Source organism: Nitratiruptor tergarcus DSM 16512, from assembly GCF_027946175.1.
GTDB classification, from domain to species: Bacteria; Campylobacterota; Campylobacteria; order Campylobacterales; family Nitratiruptoraceae; genus Nitratiruptor; species Nitratiruptor tergarcus.
Genome location: NZ_AP026671.1, coordinates 1,401,395 through 1,416,368, shown reverse-complemented (window position 1 = coordinate 1,416,368; position 14,974 = coordinate 1,401,395). Strand labels below are relative to the sequence as shown.

Here is a 14,974-nt window from a genome sequence, read left to right as displayed (position 1 = left end):
ATATACAAATGGAAAAAAAGATTGAAAAATTTTTAGAAAATAACCATCTGCTCACTCTTGCAACCTGCACGGAATACAATCCTTATGCAGCAAACTGCTTTTATGCTTACGATAAAGAGCATAAAGCTCTTATTTTTGCGAGTGAATCGCATACACATCATATGCAAGATATCTACAAAAACTCCAAAGTTGCTGGTACTATTGCTCTTTGTGAAAAAGAGATTATAAAGATCCAAGGAGTGCAGTTTATAGGTATTGTAGAGAGTGCCGCTGCAGAGCAAAAGAGTCTCTACTACAAAAGATTTCCCATTGCTCTTGGCATTCCAAGTCCTCTATGGGCCATACATTTGCAATGGATAAAGATGACAGATAACACTTTGGGCTTTAAAACAAAACTTATTTGGACTCGATGAGTTTATCGATAATAAATTGCTCTATTTTATGTTTTGCGATATCGCGATCGAGCGCTTCTTTGTATATTTGTGCTACTTCTATATGATATTTTTCATAAGGAAAATGTGGTAGATAGTTTTTCCATCCCTCTTTGATAAGTTTTTGAGCTGCATACTCTTTGACTCTATTCTCAAATATTTTATATGTACCAAAAAAGAGAAGCGTAAATAAAATAGCCAAAATTATGGAGATATGACAATCGAGTTTTGCTAAGAATGTATGAAAAAGGAGAGCTAATGGGATAATAATGAGATTCCAAAGTATAAAATAGATGAGGTAGAGTTTGAGTCTGCAAAATTTAAGTCCTGGAATAGTATCTATAGAGAGGTTGTCTACTAAAACTCTATTTGCTTCCATCAACTCCCGAAAGCGCATAGGGTATTTTGGCGGAATAAAGACTATTGAGACGATTTTATCGAGGAGTTTTTCAAACATATTTCTTCCCACTCTTTGAGCTCTTTTTCGGCTTGGTGTATGCCAAGTGCATAGATAGCATCAAAGTTTTTTCTCTCAAGTATACCAAAATTTTGACACCCATCAATCTGTACGTATTTATCAGCTTTTGCAATTGAGTTGCGAATATTTGTATTGAGTAATATGTAGCCTGCTCTTTTGAAATTGCCCCAAAGGGTTTGAGGAAAAGTGAGATGGTTAAGAGGATTAACATTGATTGCTAGAGTAAAATACCTCGATTGTAGCAGAGGATTCACAGGTAAATTATCGCTAAAGCCTCCATCTATGTACTGTTTGCCATCTATCATAGTAGGAGCAAAAATTGGAATTAATGATGAAGATGCTATAACAGCGCGGGCAAGATCTCCATTTGTCACATAGAGGGTCTCTTTGCCATCATAAGAGGTGAGGGTGACAAAAAGAGGAATGTGTAACTCATCAAAGCTTTTGAGTCCTAATTGATGGAGCTCTTTGATAAGGGGCTCAAGTGAAAAAAGAGTTCCATGAAAAAGGTTAAGCTTAATTTTTGAAAAATTGAACTTTTTAATAATTTCAAGAATTTTTGCAGGTGAGAGTCCAAGAGCCAAAAAGGCACCTACAATTGCGCCGCCACTGCTGCCACTTAGTGCTGCAAACTCTATGCCAAGTTTTTGTTGCAAAACATGGAGGTAGCCAAGTTGTGCAAGACACCTTGCACCACCTCCACTCAGCGCTACTGCAATTTTCATATAGGTTTGACTACTGCCATAATAACGATGATTATCATCAAAATTGTAGGAACTTCGTTATATATGCGAAAAAATTTGCCGCTTTTTTGGCATGTATCTTGTGCAAACTGCTTCAAAAAATAGCGCAGAGAAAAGTGATAAAGGATAAGAAGTAAAGCGGCAGTGAGTTTGATGTGTAGCCACATACCGCTTTTAAACATTGCAGGATTGAGCCAAATCATAATACCACCACTAATAACGCTTGCCCAAAAAGCTGGAACGCCAATAAAATAGTAAAGCTTATGCTCTTGAATTTTTACAACTTCAACAAAACCAGCATTGGAGCGATGCTCAGCATGGTAGACAAAGAGTCTTGGCAGATAAAAAAGCATTGCCATCCAACTGATTATGCTCATGATATGGAAAGCTTTGATCCAGAGATAGTACTCCATACTTACACCTTTTTTCGCGGATTATAGCAAAGCTTTATTACAATAGTGTAGCAGATATACAGGAAGTTAAAGATCTTTTATGGAGAAACAGACACTAAATGTAACACAATAAAAAATTTTTACCTATTTTTATTCCAGCTAGCAGGGTCAAGATTGTAATACTCCTTGAGGATTGCATAAAGCTCAGGTTCTTCTTTTTGGAGTCTTTCACTCTTTTCAAAGAAGGCTTCCGTTGCTACTGCAAAAAACTCTGCTGCGTTTGTGGTAGCGTAGTAGTCTAGAAAACCTTTTTTATGTTTTTTGTAAAGCTCTTGCAGTTTTGCAAACTCTTTGCTCATTATACTGCTCCAGCGAGGATAGAGTTGTAGTGGAAGTGGCGGAGTGCCATCAGCTTCACCATCTTCCATATCCAATTGGTGGGCAAATTCATGCAGGCCAACATTTTTACCATCATTGGGATTTTGATTGCCCGCTACAAGATCTCTCCAGCTCAAAATCACCTCTCCCCCTTGCCACGCTTCACCAAGGAGAACTTGATCTTGCTCTGTAACGATCCAGCCATTGGCGATCTTTTCATGCTTCATTACTGCTTCGGGGTAGACAAATATCGATTTTACATGTTTATATTCGCATCGATCGTGACCAATTGTGAGCAAGCATGCATCTGCTGCAATGAGAACTTTTTTCATATCATCGATTTTAATACCTCTTCCTATAAACTCTTTTTCTTTTATAAAAGTGAAGATACAGGCCTCGAGCCGTTTGCGCAAATGCTGAGGAAGGCGGTTGTAAAAGGGAAAGTAGGCTTTTAAATACTCTTGATACTTTTTTGGAAAGTGGCCAAGGAGTTTATAGAGTTTATATCTACCATCAGTTACCAAGAAGATAAAAGCCTGGTAGAAAACATAAATAAGAAGAATAGCTCCAAAGAGCAACATTAGTAGCAGATAGTATTGCATAATAAATTATATAATAATTTAAAATCAGTGAAGGAGGGTGCCATGAGATTTGAAAAAGATGTACAAAAAGCAAGAGAGTTTCTTAAAGAGCTTGCGCAAACTCTTGGAATTGAAGATAGTGAGAGGGCTGAGAGGATTTTACGAGCTGTTTTACGTGTAATCAGAAGACGTATTGCACCACAAGAGTATCTTGATTTTATAGCGCAACTTCCAATCTGCATAAAAGCAGAAGCTATCAATGGATGGAAAATGAGCGAATTTCCAGATAAAAGCATTAAAAGAGTGGAAGATTTTGTAGCAGCTGTGAAAGAGGAGGACAATCGAGCAGCGCAGCACGATTTTGGCGATATGGATGAAGCTACAGAACTTGTGAGAAAAACATTTGCATTTCTTAAACGCCATATTAGCGAAGGCGAAATGAAAGATCTCATAGCAGACCTTCCAGAACACCTCAAAACTTTTGTGGAAGAGGCGTAAGGCCTCTTTCAGCTTCTTTTAAAAATTCTCACTATATCATACTTTATAACTATTTTTAATTTTCCCCATAAAGGATACTCCATGAAAAATCTTCGTATGGCTCTTGCTCTAGGTGCAGCTTTTTTTCTGGTAGGGTGTGGTGATTCTGGAAGTTTTGTCAAAATTGGGCAGAAACACTTTTTAAGCGATCTCGCAGAGCATATGCCTTTTCCTAATGATCTGCTTTTTTTGCCAACACCGCAAGAGAGTGCTGATGGAACTCTCAATATACCTTACGATCCCCAGAGTCCTTCAGCGCCTATGATGCGCTCACTCAATATGCTTGATGGTTTTTCTACCACTTCACCTATAGTTATTCCAGCTGATACTGTAATAGATCCCTCCTCTTTGTATGGAAATCTTAAGATCTATAAAGTTGGTTATACCCATGTTCCAAACTCTGCGTTGCCAATAGCCACAAAATTGCAAGAAGAGCTCAAAATCGATAAAGATTTTCAGGTGATTACGAAAGATAAACAGCTTGTGATTTTACCTCTGAAGCCTTTGCAAGGTGATAGTGAGTATGTCGTAGTAATAAAGCGAGGTGTAATAGATATCAATGGAACAAAACTTACTCCTGATAAGGTCGGATATCTTCTCTATACTGACGAGCCGCTCTTTGATGAGAGTGGTGCTCCTTTGCATGGTCTTTCTCCGCAAACGCTACAAAAAATTGCTGCTTTGCGTCCCTACTATCATAAACTCTTAGCTGCAATTGGTATGCAAGGAAAAAGTGTTGCTGCAATTTTTGGCTTTAAAACGCAAACAATAGGGAAAGTTGCAAAACTTTTGGCAGACAAAAACTATGATAGCAAACTCTTTCTCCAAGATAGCGGGCATACTTCCAAAGATCTTTTGGCTCTTAGTGGTGCAGATGTAAGTACTTTGCAGGGCAATGCTGAAGTGTATGTCGGTAAACTCACAAATATTCCTTACTATCTAGGTGTTCCTTCTCAAAATGATCCCGTTGCACCACTGCATGTACAGATGCAATTTGATAATGGTGAGCCAAAAGAGAGTGCAAAGCTTACTATACCTGTTTTGGTATCTATTCCAAAATCGTGCAGTATGCCACAAAATGGTTGGCCGGTTGTGATTTTTCAACACGGTATTACACAAAATAGAACCAATTTACTTGCAGTTGCAGAGAGTTTTGCCAATATCTGTGCCGCTGCTGTTGCAATAGATCTGCCATTGCATGGTATTACCGATAAAAATTCACCTTTGTATATGGGAGCATTGGAGCGCACCTTCAATGTGGATTACTTCACTGAAGATGAGGAGTGCAATGTATTAGCAGCTCAGCCTGATGGAAAGATAGACTGCTCAGGTAGCCACTATATAAATCTTGCTAATCCTGCTGTTTCTCGTGATAATATGCGTCAAAGTGTAGCTGATATCGCCGCCCTTGTGCATGCTCTTGGTAATAGTGTTGGGGTAAAATTTGATACTTCAAAGATCTCTTATGTAGGGCACTCATTAGGTGCGATGGTACCTTTTGGTTATATGGCGAATAAAAGTTTTGATACGGCAGTGCTTGCAAATCCAGGGGGTGGCATCATCCAGCTGTTGATGAATTCACAAACCTTTGGACCAATTTTGCAAAATGCATTGGCTGCTAATGGAATTATCCCAGGTAGCCCAGAGTATGACAAGTATACACTCGTTTCTCAAACGCTTATTGACGATGCTGATCCGATAAATTATGCAAAAAGTGTAGGGCAAAAGCAAAAGAGTCTTGTGTTTGAAGTAGAAAATGATGCAGTGATTCCAAATAGTGTCATGAGCGCACCACTGAGCGGTACTGAACCACTCCTAGCAGTAATGGGAGCTAAACCTCTGCCACTAGATACTGCTCCAGGGTTTGTGCGTGTACCTGATAAAGTTGTGTATGCTAAGTTTGTTGCAGGAACACATAGCTCACTCTTGCGTCCTGATGAGCCAAATGTAACTATAGAGATGCAAAGACAAATGGCTTCATTCATCGCAAGTAAAGGTGTTGGCGTAAAAGTGGAAGATATAGGGCTACTGAGCGAGTAACTATTGGTGTGATATGAGAATATCTTTATATTTTTACTGCAGCAATTGGTTTCGACCGGGCTGCAGATTTATTTTTGAAAAATAGGAGAACTTCACGATCTTCAGCTATACATACTACCTTTGTGCAAAGAGAAAGATCAAATCAGCTTGTCATTTTATGAGGCTGATAGATTTTATTTTTGGCCAAAATCATTGCAAGAGAGCATATCACTGGGAGATCGGAAAAGATAGCTCCGATCTCCTACAGATTAAGGAGTTGTGAAGGTTATTTTGTCCCCATTTTTTGTGGCTTTTACGCCGTTGATGAGAAGCCAGCGCAAATGATACTTTTCATCTACACCTTTTTCAAGCTTATATATTGATTGCATGGATGCGGGAATATATATCCACTCATAATCTCCATTACCGTAATGGATATAATATCCATTGATTGAAAAGTTTTTGTCCAAAATTTGCGACTTAATTTCATTTGGATCTGACTGCTCAGTGATGATTGATAGGCAACTTGATTGAGAGCTGCTACTGCTTGCTGTTTCCCCTTCGCTTACACCCACTGAAATATGATAGATTTTAGCACCGCTATCATAACCTTCAAATATAATATCATTTAAAGGGATAGTGTCATCAAATTTGTCAAACAAAGAACCACTATATGAAGAAATTTTAAATGTGACTGGGATATAGAGGTATTCACAAAAACTTGAGCCATCCTCTTTTTGAAGTAGCTGCAGATTGTGCTGCATACCATTTTGCACAACTGCAAAGCTAGAGCTACATGTGAAAAATTTTGTGCTTTTCGGTTCAACTCTGATGAAATTTTCACCATTTTGATACCAAAGATAGACTGTAGCATCCTCATCATATCTTTTGATATCGTATTGCTTTGCAAATGCTGGTGGCTGGAGCTGTGCATATATATTCCCTTCTCCTCTTAGAACTGGGGTGTGTTGGCGCTGGAGTAAATCCTTTTGCAAAACTTCCTGCTGTAGCCTCATATTTTCATCTTCTACACCTGCCAAAGCCAAAATTGCCAGTGCAAATAGTACGAACATCTTTTTCATATCTCATCCTCCAAAAAGCTTTCCCACCATTCTAACAAATTCCGTCGTTCTTCCAAAAAATCACTGCGCATATAAGCTCTTGTGACACTGCTTCCTATTTGATGATGCAGTTGCGCTTCAATGACTTCTGCACTCATGCCATGCTCTTTTTGATGCTCATAGCAGATTGTGCTGAAGCTTGAGCGCCAGCCATGGGCATTGTGATTGATAATGCCAAGCCTTTTGTGTGCCACATTGAGAGTGTTTTCTGACATCATTCTTCCAATGTGGACAGGAGAGCAAAATACATATTCGGATCTATGATATGTGAGATCTCGCATATTTTCTATGATTTCGGCCAAAGTGTCTGTGAGAGGGAGGCGAAACTCCTTTTTACTCTTCATTGCTTCGGCTGGAAAAGTGATCACCCTATTTTCCATATCGATCCATTTCCATTGCACGTTGCGAACATTTCCAGGGCGCAATGCCGTCAGAGCCAAAAATTTCAAAGCATTGCCTATGATGTGATACCCCTCAAAATCGTGTGTGATGATCTCATAGATATTTTTGATCTCTTTTTCATCGGTTATTGCTTTAATACGATTTTGGATTTTGGTTTTTGGCACTATTTTATTGATATCTATCCGATTAGGTATATCAATTTCTGTATAGTCATTATGCAAGGCGAACTGATAGATTTGCTTGATGAGATTGAATACTCTTCTGGAGGTTTCATTTTTGTTTGTATTTTTCGTAGATGGAGTTTGAATGAATTTTACATTCTTCACTACATCTACTATATCACTTTTGGTTATACGATCAATGTTTTTAAATCCAATAAATGGAAATATATATATTTCGGCTTTTCTAATTTGCTTTGAATAATAGGTTTTTGCCCACTCTTTTGATTTGAGGTCAAAAAATTCTCTTGCGATTGTTTCAAACTTCTTTTTTGATTCGATTGATTTTTTTAGCTCTACCTCTTGGCGCTCTTTTACTGGATCAATACCTCGTAAAATTTTATTACGTACTTGTGTTGTTATATATCTTGCTTCAGCCAAAGAGATGGTTGGATAGTCTCCTATTGTATACATCTTCGCTTTTTTCTCAAATATATAGCGCACTCTCCAGATTTTACTGCCATTTGGTTTTATCTCCAGCACAAGCCCATTGCCATCACTGAGTCTGTAGACTTTATCCTTTGGTTTTGCAAGCTTGATTTTACGATCACTCAATGGTGTTGCTACTCTTCCCATATCATCTCCTGATTGAGTATGGATAACCTCATAAAAGAGGTTTAAATAAATTATACTCATTCCCATACTCAAATTGCACGAAGATTAACAGATGGTTAAGTGTATAAATAGAGAAATTACATACTTTAAGAAGTGCTATTTTATGGGGATTTTATAAAAAATGGTGATGAAAGAGGAGAAGTTGTTGGTGGAGCATACCGGGCTCGAACCGGTGACCTCCACGCTGCCAGCGTGGCGCTCTCCCAACTGAGCTAATGCCCCTTGGCAGTGCAATTATAGCATAAACTCTTTCTCCTCCAAAACTTTATAATAGTTCATAAACAAATACCGCTGCCCAGATGCCTAAAGTTAAAAAGAGCGATAGGAGTACTGCTGCTGCAGCTGTATCTTTAGCACTTTTTGCAAGAGGGTGCGTCTTAGAACACGCCAAATCCACTACGCGCTCTATTGCACTGTTGAGAAGTTCGACGATAAGTGGAATGAAAAGAGAAGTTTGTAAAATAATTTTGGAAAGGAGTGAAATTGGAATAAGCCAAAGAGTTATACTCAAAATAACAAAAAGTACTATTTCTATTTTAAAGCTTGTCTCACTCATAAAACACTCTTTAAGCCCACAAAGAGCATAGGTGGCGTTTTTAAAGAGAGAGTATTTTGGTTGATTTCTCATTTGATTAAATACCTTTGTGCTTCACTCTTATTTGGAAATGGCGAGACAGTATAGACTTCATCCCCAATTTTTACCTCATACACCTCTTGGGGTTTGGCTTTTGAGTAGGTTAGGGCAATCTTTGCTGCAAGCTCTTTGTCTGCAGTATCTGCATTTTTGCTCACGAGGCTCAGCGGACCTGGTAGAGGCAAGGAGAAGCGCTCATATTTGCTTAGTTGTAAAGATTGAAGTTTCTCATTTTCCTCTTTGTTGCGGCTTACTACAAGTTTTGCTCCATATGGTAAGCGAAAATGTCTTCCCCATTTGAGTACATCTGCATCTTCTGGGCTGAAAGTATCATGGGCAATATGATCTTTTATCTTTTTGCTAAAGTGCTCATCAGTGAGAAGACATCCGCCAGCAGGACTCTCATAATTTTCTATGCCCCACTCTTTAGCTAAGCGCATCTGCACCTCTCTACTTCTACCACTTATATCAAGGAGCTTTTCTCTATCAACCCACCCTTTTTGCTCTGGGATAGTGGGTGGTAAAAGTTTGGCACTTAAGGGACGCAGTATCAATCCATCCGCAGTGGAGAGGTTCTCTACCTTTTTGAGTGCATCAAAGCGTTGGCTCATAGGTCTTTGTCCTACTACTTCTCCACTGATAATAAAGTGCGCATCATATTTTGGCAGCAGTGCTTTTGCTACACGGATCATATTGGCGTGACAGTCGATACAAGGATTAAAGTTTTTCCCATAGCCATACTTGGGATCAAAAAGTATCTCTTGAATAAACTGCTCTTTTATATCGATTATTTCGAGTTTTGCACCAATCTTTTTTGCAATCTCTTGCAAGTAGCGCTTTTTCTCCTCATCTCCTTTTCCACCAAAGCCTGTATCAAAGTAAAGACCTATAACCTCAATTCCCTGCTCAATAAGCAGTTTCATAGCTAGTAGACTATCGAGCCCTCCACTAAAGAGAGCCAATGCGCGTATTTTACTCAATGACTAATTCTCCTTGTCGAAGTTTGTGTATATACTCTTTATATTTGCGAATGAGAAAACTCTTTTGCGTAAAAGAGATTTGCTCTTTTGTTATTTGCTGTATTCTTTTTTCGTAGAATTTTATCAAAAAAACTAATAATTCGCTGGTAAGATGTTGCTCTTTGAAAGGTAAAATGTCATCATCAAGTAAAATCGCACGAAGTTGCGGATTGTCGATATCTTGTGCTATTGCAGCTTCAAACTCGGATCTATGATATACAAAATGGTGAGGTTCAATGATGTCTAAAACAGTATCTATGAGGTCTGGATGCAAGAGAATTGTTTTTATGATACTGAGCTCTTTCGTATCTTTTGTTTGAATATCTTCTTGAATATTTTGATTTTTTTTGGTTTGCAAAGGCACTTTTGAGGGAAGTATATCTAAAAGCGCAGCGAGGTAGTTTTTATACTCTTGTGCTATGAGATCGGGGAGAGTACGTAAAAAGGCTACTCCCTCATACAAGGCATTTTGCTTTTGCTTGGGATCTTTGATGTTGTAGCTTTTGACGATAGATTGCAAAATAAATTCAATAAATGGAGTTGGGTGAGAAAAGAGTTGCTCAAGCTCTGCAATTTGACCATTTTTTACCATATCAGCTGGATCAAGGCCTTCTGGAAAAATGACAACTCCCCCTTCAATATCGTTGGAGCTTAGAAGTCTTGCAGCTTTCGTGGCAGCAGTGATACCTGCTTTATCTGCATCGTATGCGAGTATGACTTGGGGCTCTCCTCTTCTTAAAAGCGGTAAATGCCCCACTGTCAATGCGGTACCAAGCGTAGCTACAGCAGTGTTAAAGCCAGCTTGGTGGAGCATAACAACATCGAGGTACCCTTCACACACGATAATGCGCTTCTTTTGAAAAATTGCTTCTTTGGCATGAGAGTAGCCATAGAGGATCTTTGATTTATGAAAAAGTTTTGTTTCTGGAGAGTTGAGGTATTTTGCTGGATGATTGCTGATAGTACGACCACCAAAACCAATAATTGCTCCATTTTGTGAAAAAATTGGAAAGGTAATGCGCTCTATCATGCGTGCATAGACACGGGTCTGGTCTTTTGCTAATACTCCCGCATCAATCGCATCTTGCAAAGGTATGAAATTTGCTTTGAGGTATTCTATCTGCTCTTGACTTGATGGAGCATAGCCAAGCTCAAACTTTTCAATTGAAGCATTTGTTACACCTCTGCTTTGCAGATATGCAAGAGCCTTTTGATAAGTAGAGAGCTTTTTTTTATAGAAGCTATTTATCTGCTGGAGTGCTGTAATGAGGGGTTTGATATCGCTTTTGCTTTTAGTGTACTGTAAAGAAAAATTATACATATTTGCGAGTTTCTCAATCGCTTCAGGATAGGAGAGATTTTCATATTGCATCACAAATTTGATTGCATCTCCTCCAGCACCGCAACCAAAGCAGTGAAAAATCTGTTTTGAAGGACTTACTACAAAGCTGGGGGTATCTTCATTGTGAAAGGGACAGAGTGCTTTATAGTTTGCTCCCGCTTTTTTGAGTTCGATGTAGTTACCGATGACATCCACAATATCAATGGAGTTTTTGAGCTGCTCTATGGAAGATTTATCTATCATGTTTTCATTATAACATATCGATGGTATAATTGCGTCAAAGGAGCGCCGTTGGATTTATTGCTGCAAAACAGAGATCCTCTCTTTAGTCTTATCATATTTTTTGGCCTCATATTTATCATATCTTTTTTCAGTTATACCTGGGCACTTTGGCGCGTACGTAAACAAAAAGGATCTTTAGAGGATTTTTTTGCACGCTTCCAAGCAAGTGCAGATAAAGAGATAGCAAATATTATTGAAGGAGGTGATGCCAATAGGGCTTTGCTGCTTTTGGCAGATGCTTATACGAAAAGTGGTGATTATGAAAAAGCGATAGCTATATATTTAAAACTTAAAAATAATTATGATTTTAAAGAGCAAAAGAAGATTTTGGAAAAACTTGGTGAACTCTATTACAAAGCGGGATTCTTAGCAAGAAGTGTAGAGATTTTTGAAGAGATTTTACGCTACTACCCAAGAAGTCCTCGTGTCTTACAAAAGCTTCTTTTGGTTTATGAAAGATTATATGAATACAAAAAAGCCCTTGGAGTTTGTGAGGTACTTGAAGAGCTTGGATGCAAAAGCGATAGAGACTATATCTTAGCAAAAATTGCTGTGCAAAAAGGGGATGAGCAGCAGCTTTTAGCTATCTATCAGAAAGATCCAAAACTTGTTCGATTAATATTTGAGTATCTTTTTCAAACCAATTATATAGTTGCATGGGAGCATCTTCGCACTAATGATATTCCAAAACTCTTTGATATACTTTGGAGACTTCCAAGAGAGAAAATCTCTTTGCATGATACTACACTCAAAGAGCTTTATACTGCAAAAGGGTATGTGCAGGAGGTATCTGGTAGCCAAGATTTTATATTTGACCTTTTGATACATTACCCAAAGGCTGATTTAGAGTTTTCCTATCTTTGTGAAGTGTGTAAAGGTGTATATCCCTTTGCTTTTACGCGCTGTCCAGGTTGTCATAGTGTGGGATCACCTACAGTGGAGAGAATAGTAACGCAAAAAAAGAGGATAGATGAAGAGAGTTTTTCTGTTTAGTGATGGATCGAGTTTGGGTAATCCGGGGCCTGGCGGGTATTGTGCGATTTTGCGCTATAAAGATACTGAAAAAGTGATTAGTGGTGGAGAACCACATACTACAAATAACCGTATGGAACTTCGTGCAGTTATTGAGGGACTTAAAGCTCTCAAAGAGCCTTGTATTGTAGAGATCTATAGTGATTCAAACTATGTAGTGCAAGCAATCAATCAATGGCTTGCAGGTTGGGTGCGCAAAAATTTCAAAAATGTCAAAAATCCTGATTTATGGAAAGAGTTTGTTGAGGTAGCAAAACCGCATAGGATTAAAGCAATCTGGGTAAAGGGACATGCTGGACACGAAGAGAATGAAAGATGTGATAAAATAGCAAAGCAGATGGCACAAATGCAGAAGGCATAATACTGCGCATAGCAATGGGTAGTATTGTGGCCTCTGAAAGAGGAGAAACGATGCAAAATTTACAAGAGTTTCAAGATCGTTTGGGATACGAATTTGAAAATAAAGAGCTGCTCAAAGAGGCACTTACACATAAGAGTTATAAAAGTCCAGTAAATAATGAGCGGCTAGAGTTTTTGGGCGATGCGGTGCTCGATCTCATTGTAGGGGAGTATCTTTTTAAAAAGCTTCCTAAGGCAAATGAGGGTGAGCTTTCGAAACTACGTGCATCTATTGTCAATGAAGAGGGTTTTGCAAAATTAGCACAAAAACTTGACATTGGAAAATATATCTACATCTCTCAAGCAGAAGAGAATAATCATGGGCGAACAAAGCCAAGCCTTTTATCTAACGCTTTTGAAGCAGTTATGGGGGCAATCTATTTAGAAAAGGGGCTTGAGAAGGTAAGAGAGATAATTCTGGCTCTCCTTGAAGAAGTTTATCCAAAAATTGATCTCAATGCACTTTTTAAAGATTATAAAACCACACTTCAAGAGCTTACACAAGCGCGCTATGGCGTTACACCTACCTATAAACTTATAGGATCTTCTGGGCCAGATCACAAAAAAGAGTTTGAAGTAGCAGTTTTGCTCAATGAAGAGACAGTTGCTACTGCTAAAGGGCGGAGCAAAAAAGCAGCACAGCAAGAGGCAGCAAAGATCGCTTTGCAAAAATTAAAGGCTGAAAATGAATAGTTTTGGAATCAAGTTTCGTTTTACAACTTTTGGCGAGTCTCACGGCAAAGCGATTGGGTGTGTTGTCGATGGTGTACCAGCTGGACTGAAAATCGATGAAGAATTTATCCAAAGTGAGCTAGATCGCAGACGTCCTGGTAAAAGCAAGTTTGCAACTGCAAGAAAAGAGAGTGATAAAGTGGAGATTCTCAGCGGTGTCTTTGAAGGTAAAGCTACAGGGACTCCTATAGCAATGGTTATCTTCAATAAAGATCAAAAGAGCCGTGATTATTCAAACATCAAAGATATCTTTCGCCCGGGGCATGCAGATTTTACCTATTATTATAAGTATGGCATAAGAGATTATCGTGGCGGTGGGAGAAGTAGCGCAAGAGAGACGGCTGCGAGGGTTGCAACAGGGGCGGTTGCGAAACTCTTTTTAAAAGAGTTTGGCATAGAGGTTGAAGCTGGAGTTGTTGAGGTTGCTGGGATTAAAGCAAAAAAGTTAGATTTTAAATATGCACGCGAGAGTGAGATATTTGCACTCGATCCTAGTGTAGAAGAGCAGCAAAAAGAGGCGATACTGGGAGCAAAAGAGGCGCATGATAGTGTTGGAGGCGCAGTGCTTGTGCGTGCGCGGGGAGTTCCTGTTGGACTTGGCGAGCCAATATACTACAAGCTTGATGCGGTGCTTGCTGAAGCACTTATGAGTATCAATGCAGCAAAAGCGGTTGAGATAGGCAATGGATGTGAAGCAAGTCGCTTGTTGGGCAGTCAAAACAACGATGAGATAACTGCTGAGGGGTTTGTAAGCAATAATGCAGGAGGTATTCTTGGTGGTATCAGCAATGGCGAAGAGGTGATTGCTAAAGTCTATTTCAAACCAACTCCCTCTATCTTTCAAAAGCAGCGCTCTATCGATATTGATGGCAATGAAGTTGAAGTTGAGCTTAAAGGTCGTCATGATCCATTTGTAGCTGCGCGTGGGAGTGTAGTAGCTGAAGCGATGATGGCATTGGTTCTAGCTGATATGCTTTTGCTCAATGCTACAAGTAAACTTGAAAATCTTCAAAAGATCTACAATGCATGATATTGTAGCTTGGGTTGTCAATACAGTTGGCGATCTTGGCTATATCGGTATATTTGTTATGATGTTTCTGGAGAGCTCCTTTTTTCCTTTTCCTAGTGAAGTTGCTATGGTGCCGGCTGGATATCTTGCGAGTAAAGGAGAGATGAGTCTTATTGTAGCATGGCTTGCTGGTGCTGGTGGGAGTTTGGCCGGAGCGCTCTTTAACTACTATCTTGGACATAAACTTGGGCGTCCATTTTTAGAAAAATATGGAAAATATCTCTTTTTAAAAGAGGAGTCTTTAAAAAAAGTAGAAGATTTTTTTGAAAAGTATGGGCATCCAAGCACCTTTTGGGGAAGACTTATTCCAGGAATTCGCCAATACATCTCACTGCCAGCTGGTATAGGGCGTATGAAACTTACCGCTTTTGCTTTTTATACATTTTTGGGTGCTGGATTGTGGTGTGCGGTGCTCCTAGGGCTTGGCTACTTTATTGGAGAGAATGAAGAGAAGATAAAATCCGCAACGCATATTATTATAGCTATTGTAATGATCTTGGTAGCTGGGGTATTTTATTACTACTATCGTAAAAACAAAAAGTGCCGATAA

General features: G+C 39.0%; 17 protein-coding genes and 1 tRNA gene. 8 read left to right on the top strand and 10 right to left on the bottom strand.

Going from position 1 to position 14,974, the window contains the following annotated elements:
- The first annotated feature begins 8 nt into the window (after positions 1-8).
- Positions 9-413 (top strand): pyridoxamine 5'-phosphate oxidase family protein, encoded by a 405-nt coding sequence (locus tag NITER_RS07480; protein WP_084275141.1) that lies wholly within the window; start codon positions 9-11, stop codon positions 411-413.
- Here the strand turns inward: NITER_RS07480 and NITER_RS07475 are convergent.
- The 4 genes from NITER_RS07475 to NITER_RS07460 all read right to left on the bottom strand — a co-directional run bounded on the left by NITER_RS07475 (position 397) and on the right by NITER_RS07460 (position 3,024).
- Positions 397-888 (bottom strand): hypothetical protein, encoded by a 492-nt coding sequence (locus tag NITER_RS07475; RefSeq protein ID WP_084275142.1) that lies wholly within the window; start codon positions 886-888, stop codon positions 397-399. The two genes, NITER_RS07480 and NITER_RS07475, sit on opposite strands and share 17 nt — an antisense overlap.
- The gene (locus NITER_RS07470; RefSeq protein WP_084275143.1) at positions 852-1,634 is read right to left on the bottom strand and encodes a patatin-like phospholipase family protein; all 783 of its coding nucleotides are present in this window, start codon (positions 1,632-1,634) and stop codon (positions 852-854) included. Before NITER_RS07470 ends, NITER_RS07475 begins: the two co-directional genes overlap by 37 nt.
- Positions 1,631-2,065: a protoporphyrinogen oxidase HemJ gene (gene hemJ / locus NITER_RS07465; RefSeq protein WP_084275144.1), complete on the bottom strand. Its 435-nt coding sequence runs from the start codon at positions 2,063-2,065 to the stop codon at positions 1,631-1,633. Before hemJ ends, NITER_RS07470 begins: the two co-directional genes overlap by 4 nt.
- A gap of 119 nt (positions 2,066-2,184) precedes the next feature.
- Entirely contained in the window at positions 2,185-3,024 is an 840-nt protein-coding gene (locus tag NITER_RS07460; protein ID WP_084275145.1) for a M90 family metallopeptidase, read from the bottom strand.
- Between the two features lie 42 nt (positions 3,025-3,066).
- Between NITER_RS07460 and NITER_RS07455 the strand changes: the two genes are divergently transcribed.
- Both NITER_RS07455 and NITER_RS07450 read left to right on the top strand, forming a co-directional pair.
- Positions 3,067-3,501, top strand: a complete 435-nt coding sequence (locus NITER_RS07455) for a DUF2267 domain-containing protein (RefSeq protein WP_084275146.1) — start codon at positions 3,067-3,069, stop codon at positions 3,499-3,501.
- Between the two features lie 81 nt (positions 3,502-3,582).
- Complete coding sequence (locus NITER_RS07450; RefSeq protein WP_084275147.1) at positions 3,583-5,580, top strand: hypothetical protein; 1,998 nt, start codon at positions 3,583-3,585, stop codon at positions 5,578-5,580.
- 248 nt (positions 5,581-5,828) lie between these two features.
- Here NITER_RS07450 and NITER_RS07445 read toward each other — a convergent pair whose 3' ends face one another.
- The 6 genes from NITER_RS07445 to dnaG form a co-directional block, all read right to left on the bottom strand.
- Positions 5,829-6,641, bottom strand: coding sequence for a hypothetical protein (locus NITER_RS07445; RefSeq protein WP_084275148.1), 813 nt, complete (start codon positions 6,639-6,641; stop codon positions 5,829-5,831).
- On the bottom strand, positions 6,638-7,876 hold the full coding sequence (locus tag NITER_RS07440; RefSeq protein WP_159445304.1) for a tyrosine-type recombinase/integrase: 1,239 nt from the start codon (positions 7,874-7,876) through the stop codon (positions 6,638-6,640). Before NITER_RS07440 ends, NITER_RS07445 begins: the two co-directional genes overlap by 4 nt.
- 185 nt (positions 7,877-8,061) lie before the next feature.
- Positions 8,062-8,137, bottom strand: a tRNA-Ala gene (locus NITER_RS07435).
- 43 nt (positions 8,138-8,180) lie between these two features.
- Entirely contained in the window at positions 8,181-8,543 is a 363-nt protein-coding gene (locus NITER_RS07430; protein ID WP_084275150.1) for a diacylglycerol kinase, read from the bottom strand.
- Positions 8,540-9,529, bottom strand: a complete 990-nt coding sequence (locus NITER_RS07425) for an argininosuccinate synthase domain-containing protein (RefSeq protein ID WP_231988929.1) — start codon at positions 9,527-9,529, stop codon at positions 8,540-8,542. The genes NITER_RS07430 and NITER_RS07425 overlap by 4 nt, the downstream gene beginning before the upstream one ends.
- The gene (gene dnaG / locus NITER_RS07420) at positions 9,522-11,153 is read right to left on the bottom strand and encodes a DNA primase (protein ID WP_084275151.1); all 1,632 of its coding nucleotides are present in this window, start codon (positions 11,151-11,153) and stop codon (positions 9,522-9,524) included. The genes NITER_RS07425 and dnaG overlap by 8 nt, the downstream gene beginning before the upstream one ends.
- 48 nt (positions 11,154-11,201) lie before the next feature.
- Here dnaG and NITER_RS07415 point away from each other — a divergent pair, with 48 nt between their 5' ends.
- The 5 genes from NITER_RS07415 to NITER_RS07395 are packed head-to-tail and all read left to right on the top strand — an operon-like array spanning position 11,202 to position 14,974.
- Positions 11,202-12,185, top strand: a complete 984-nt coding sequence (locus NITER_RS07415; protein ID WP_159445305.1) for a tetratricopeptide repeat protein — start codon at positions 11,202-11,204, stop codon at positions 12,183-12,185.
- Complete coding sequence (gene rnhA, locus NITER_RS07410) at positions 12,163-12,585, top strand: ribonuclease HI (RefSeq protein WP_084275153.1); 423 nt, start codon at positions 12,163-12,165, stop codon at positions 12,583-12,585. The genes NITER_RS07415 and rnhA overlap by 23 nt, the downstream gene beginning before the upstream one ends.
- Positions 12,586-12,635: 50 nt before the next feature.
- Positions 12,636-13,316, top strand: a complete 681-nt coding sequence (rnc, locus tag NITER_RS07405; RefSeq protein ID WP_084275154.1) for a ribonuclease III — start codon at positions 12,636-12,638, stop codon at positions 13,314-13,316.
- Positions 13,309-14,385, top strand: coding sequence for a chorismate synthase (gene aroC / locus NITER_RS07400; RefSeq protein ID WP_084275155.1), 1,077 nt, complete (start codon positions 13,309-13,311; stop codon positions 14,383-14,385). The genes rnc and aroC overlap by 8 nt, the downstream gene beginning before the upstream one ends.
- Positions 14,378-14,974, top strand: coding sequence for a DedA family protein (locus tag NITER_RS07395; RefSeq protein WP_084275156.1), 597 nt, complete (start codon positions 14,378-14,380; stop codon positions 14,972-14,974). Before aroC ends, NITER_RS07395 begins: the two co-directional genes overlap by 8 nt.

Coding starts and splice junctions, on each gene's coding strand:
- NITER_RS07480 (WP_084275141.1), top strand. CDS start 9: ATGGAAAAAAAGATTGAAAAATTTTTAGAAAATAACCATCTGCTCACT.
- NITER_RS07475 (WP_084275142.1), bottom strand. CDS start 888: ATGTTTGAAAAACTCCTCGATAAAATCGTCTCAATAGTCTTTATTCCG.
- NITER_RS07470 (WP_084275143.1), bottom strand. CDS start 1,634: ATGAAAATTGCAGTAGCGCTGAGTGGAGGTGGTGCAAGGTGTCTTGCA.
- hemJ (WP_084275144.1), bottom strand. CDS start 2,065: ATGGAGTACTATCTCTGGATCAAAGCTTTCCATATCATGAGCATAATC.
- NITER_RS07460 (WP_084275145.1), bottom strand. CDS start 3,024: ATGCAATACTATCTGCTACTAATGTTGCTCTTTGGAGCTATTCTTCTT.
- NITER_RS07455 (WP_084275146.1), top strand. CDS start 3,067: ATGAGATTTGAAAAAGATGTACAAAAAGCAAGAGAGTTTCTTAAAGAG.
- NITER_RS07450 (WP_084275147.1), top strand. CDS start 3,583: ATGAAAAATCTTCGTATGGCTCTTGCTCTAGGTGCAGCTTTTTTTCTG.
- NITER_RS07445 (WP_084275148.1), bottom strand. CDS start 6,641: ATGAAAAAGATGTTCGTACTATTTGCACTGGCAATTTTGGCTTTGGCA.
- NITER_RS07440 (WP_159445304.1), bottom strand. CDS start 7,876: ATGGGAAGAGTAGCAACACCATTGAGTGATCGTAAAATCAAGCTTGCA.
- NITER_RS07430 (WP_084275150.1), bottom strand. CDS start 8,543: ATGAGAAATCAACCAAAATACTCTCTCTTTAAAAACGCCACCTATGCT.
- dnaG (WP_084275151.1), bottom strand. CDS start 11,153: ATGATAGATAAATCTTCCATAGAGCAGCTCAAAAACTCCATTGATATT.
- rnhA (WP_084275153.1), top strand. CDS start 12,163: ATGAAGAGAGTTTTTCTGTTTAGTGATGGATCGAGTTTGGGTAATCCG.
- rnc (WP_084275154.1), top strand. CDS start 12,636: ATGCAAAATTTACAAGAGTTTCAAGATCGTTTGGGATACGAATTTGAA.
- aroC (WP_084275155.1), top strand. CDS start 13,309: ATGAATAGTTTTGGAATCAAGTTTCGTTTTACAACTTTTGGCGAGTCT.
- NITER_RS07395 (WP_084275156.1), top strand. CDS start 14,378: ATGCATGATATTGTAGCTTGGGTTGTCAATACAGTTGGCGATCTTGGC.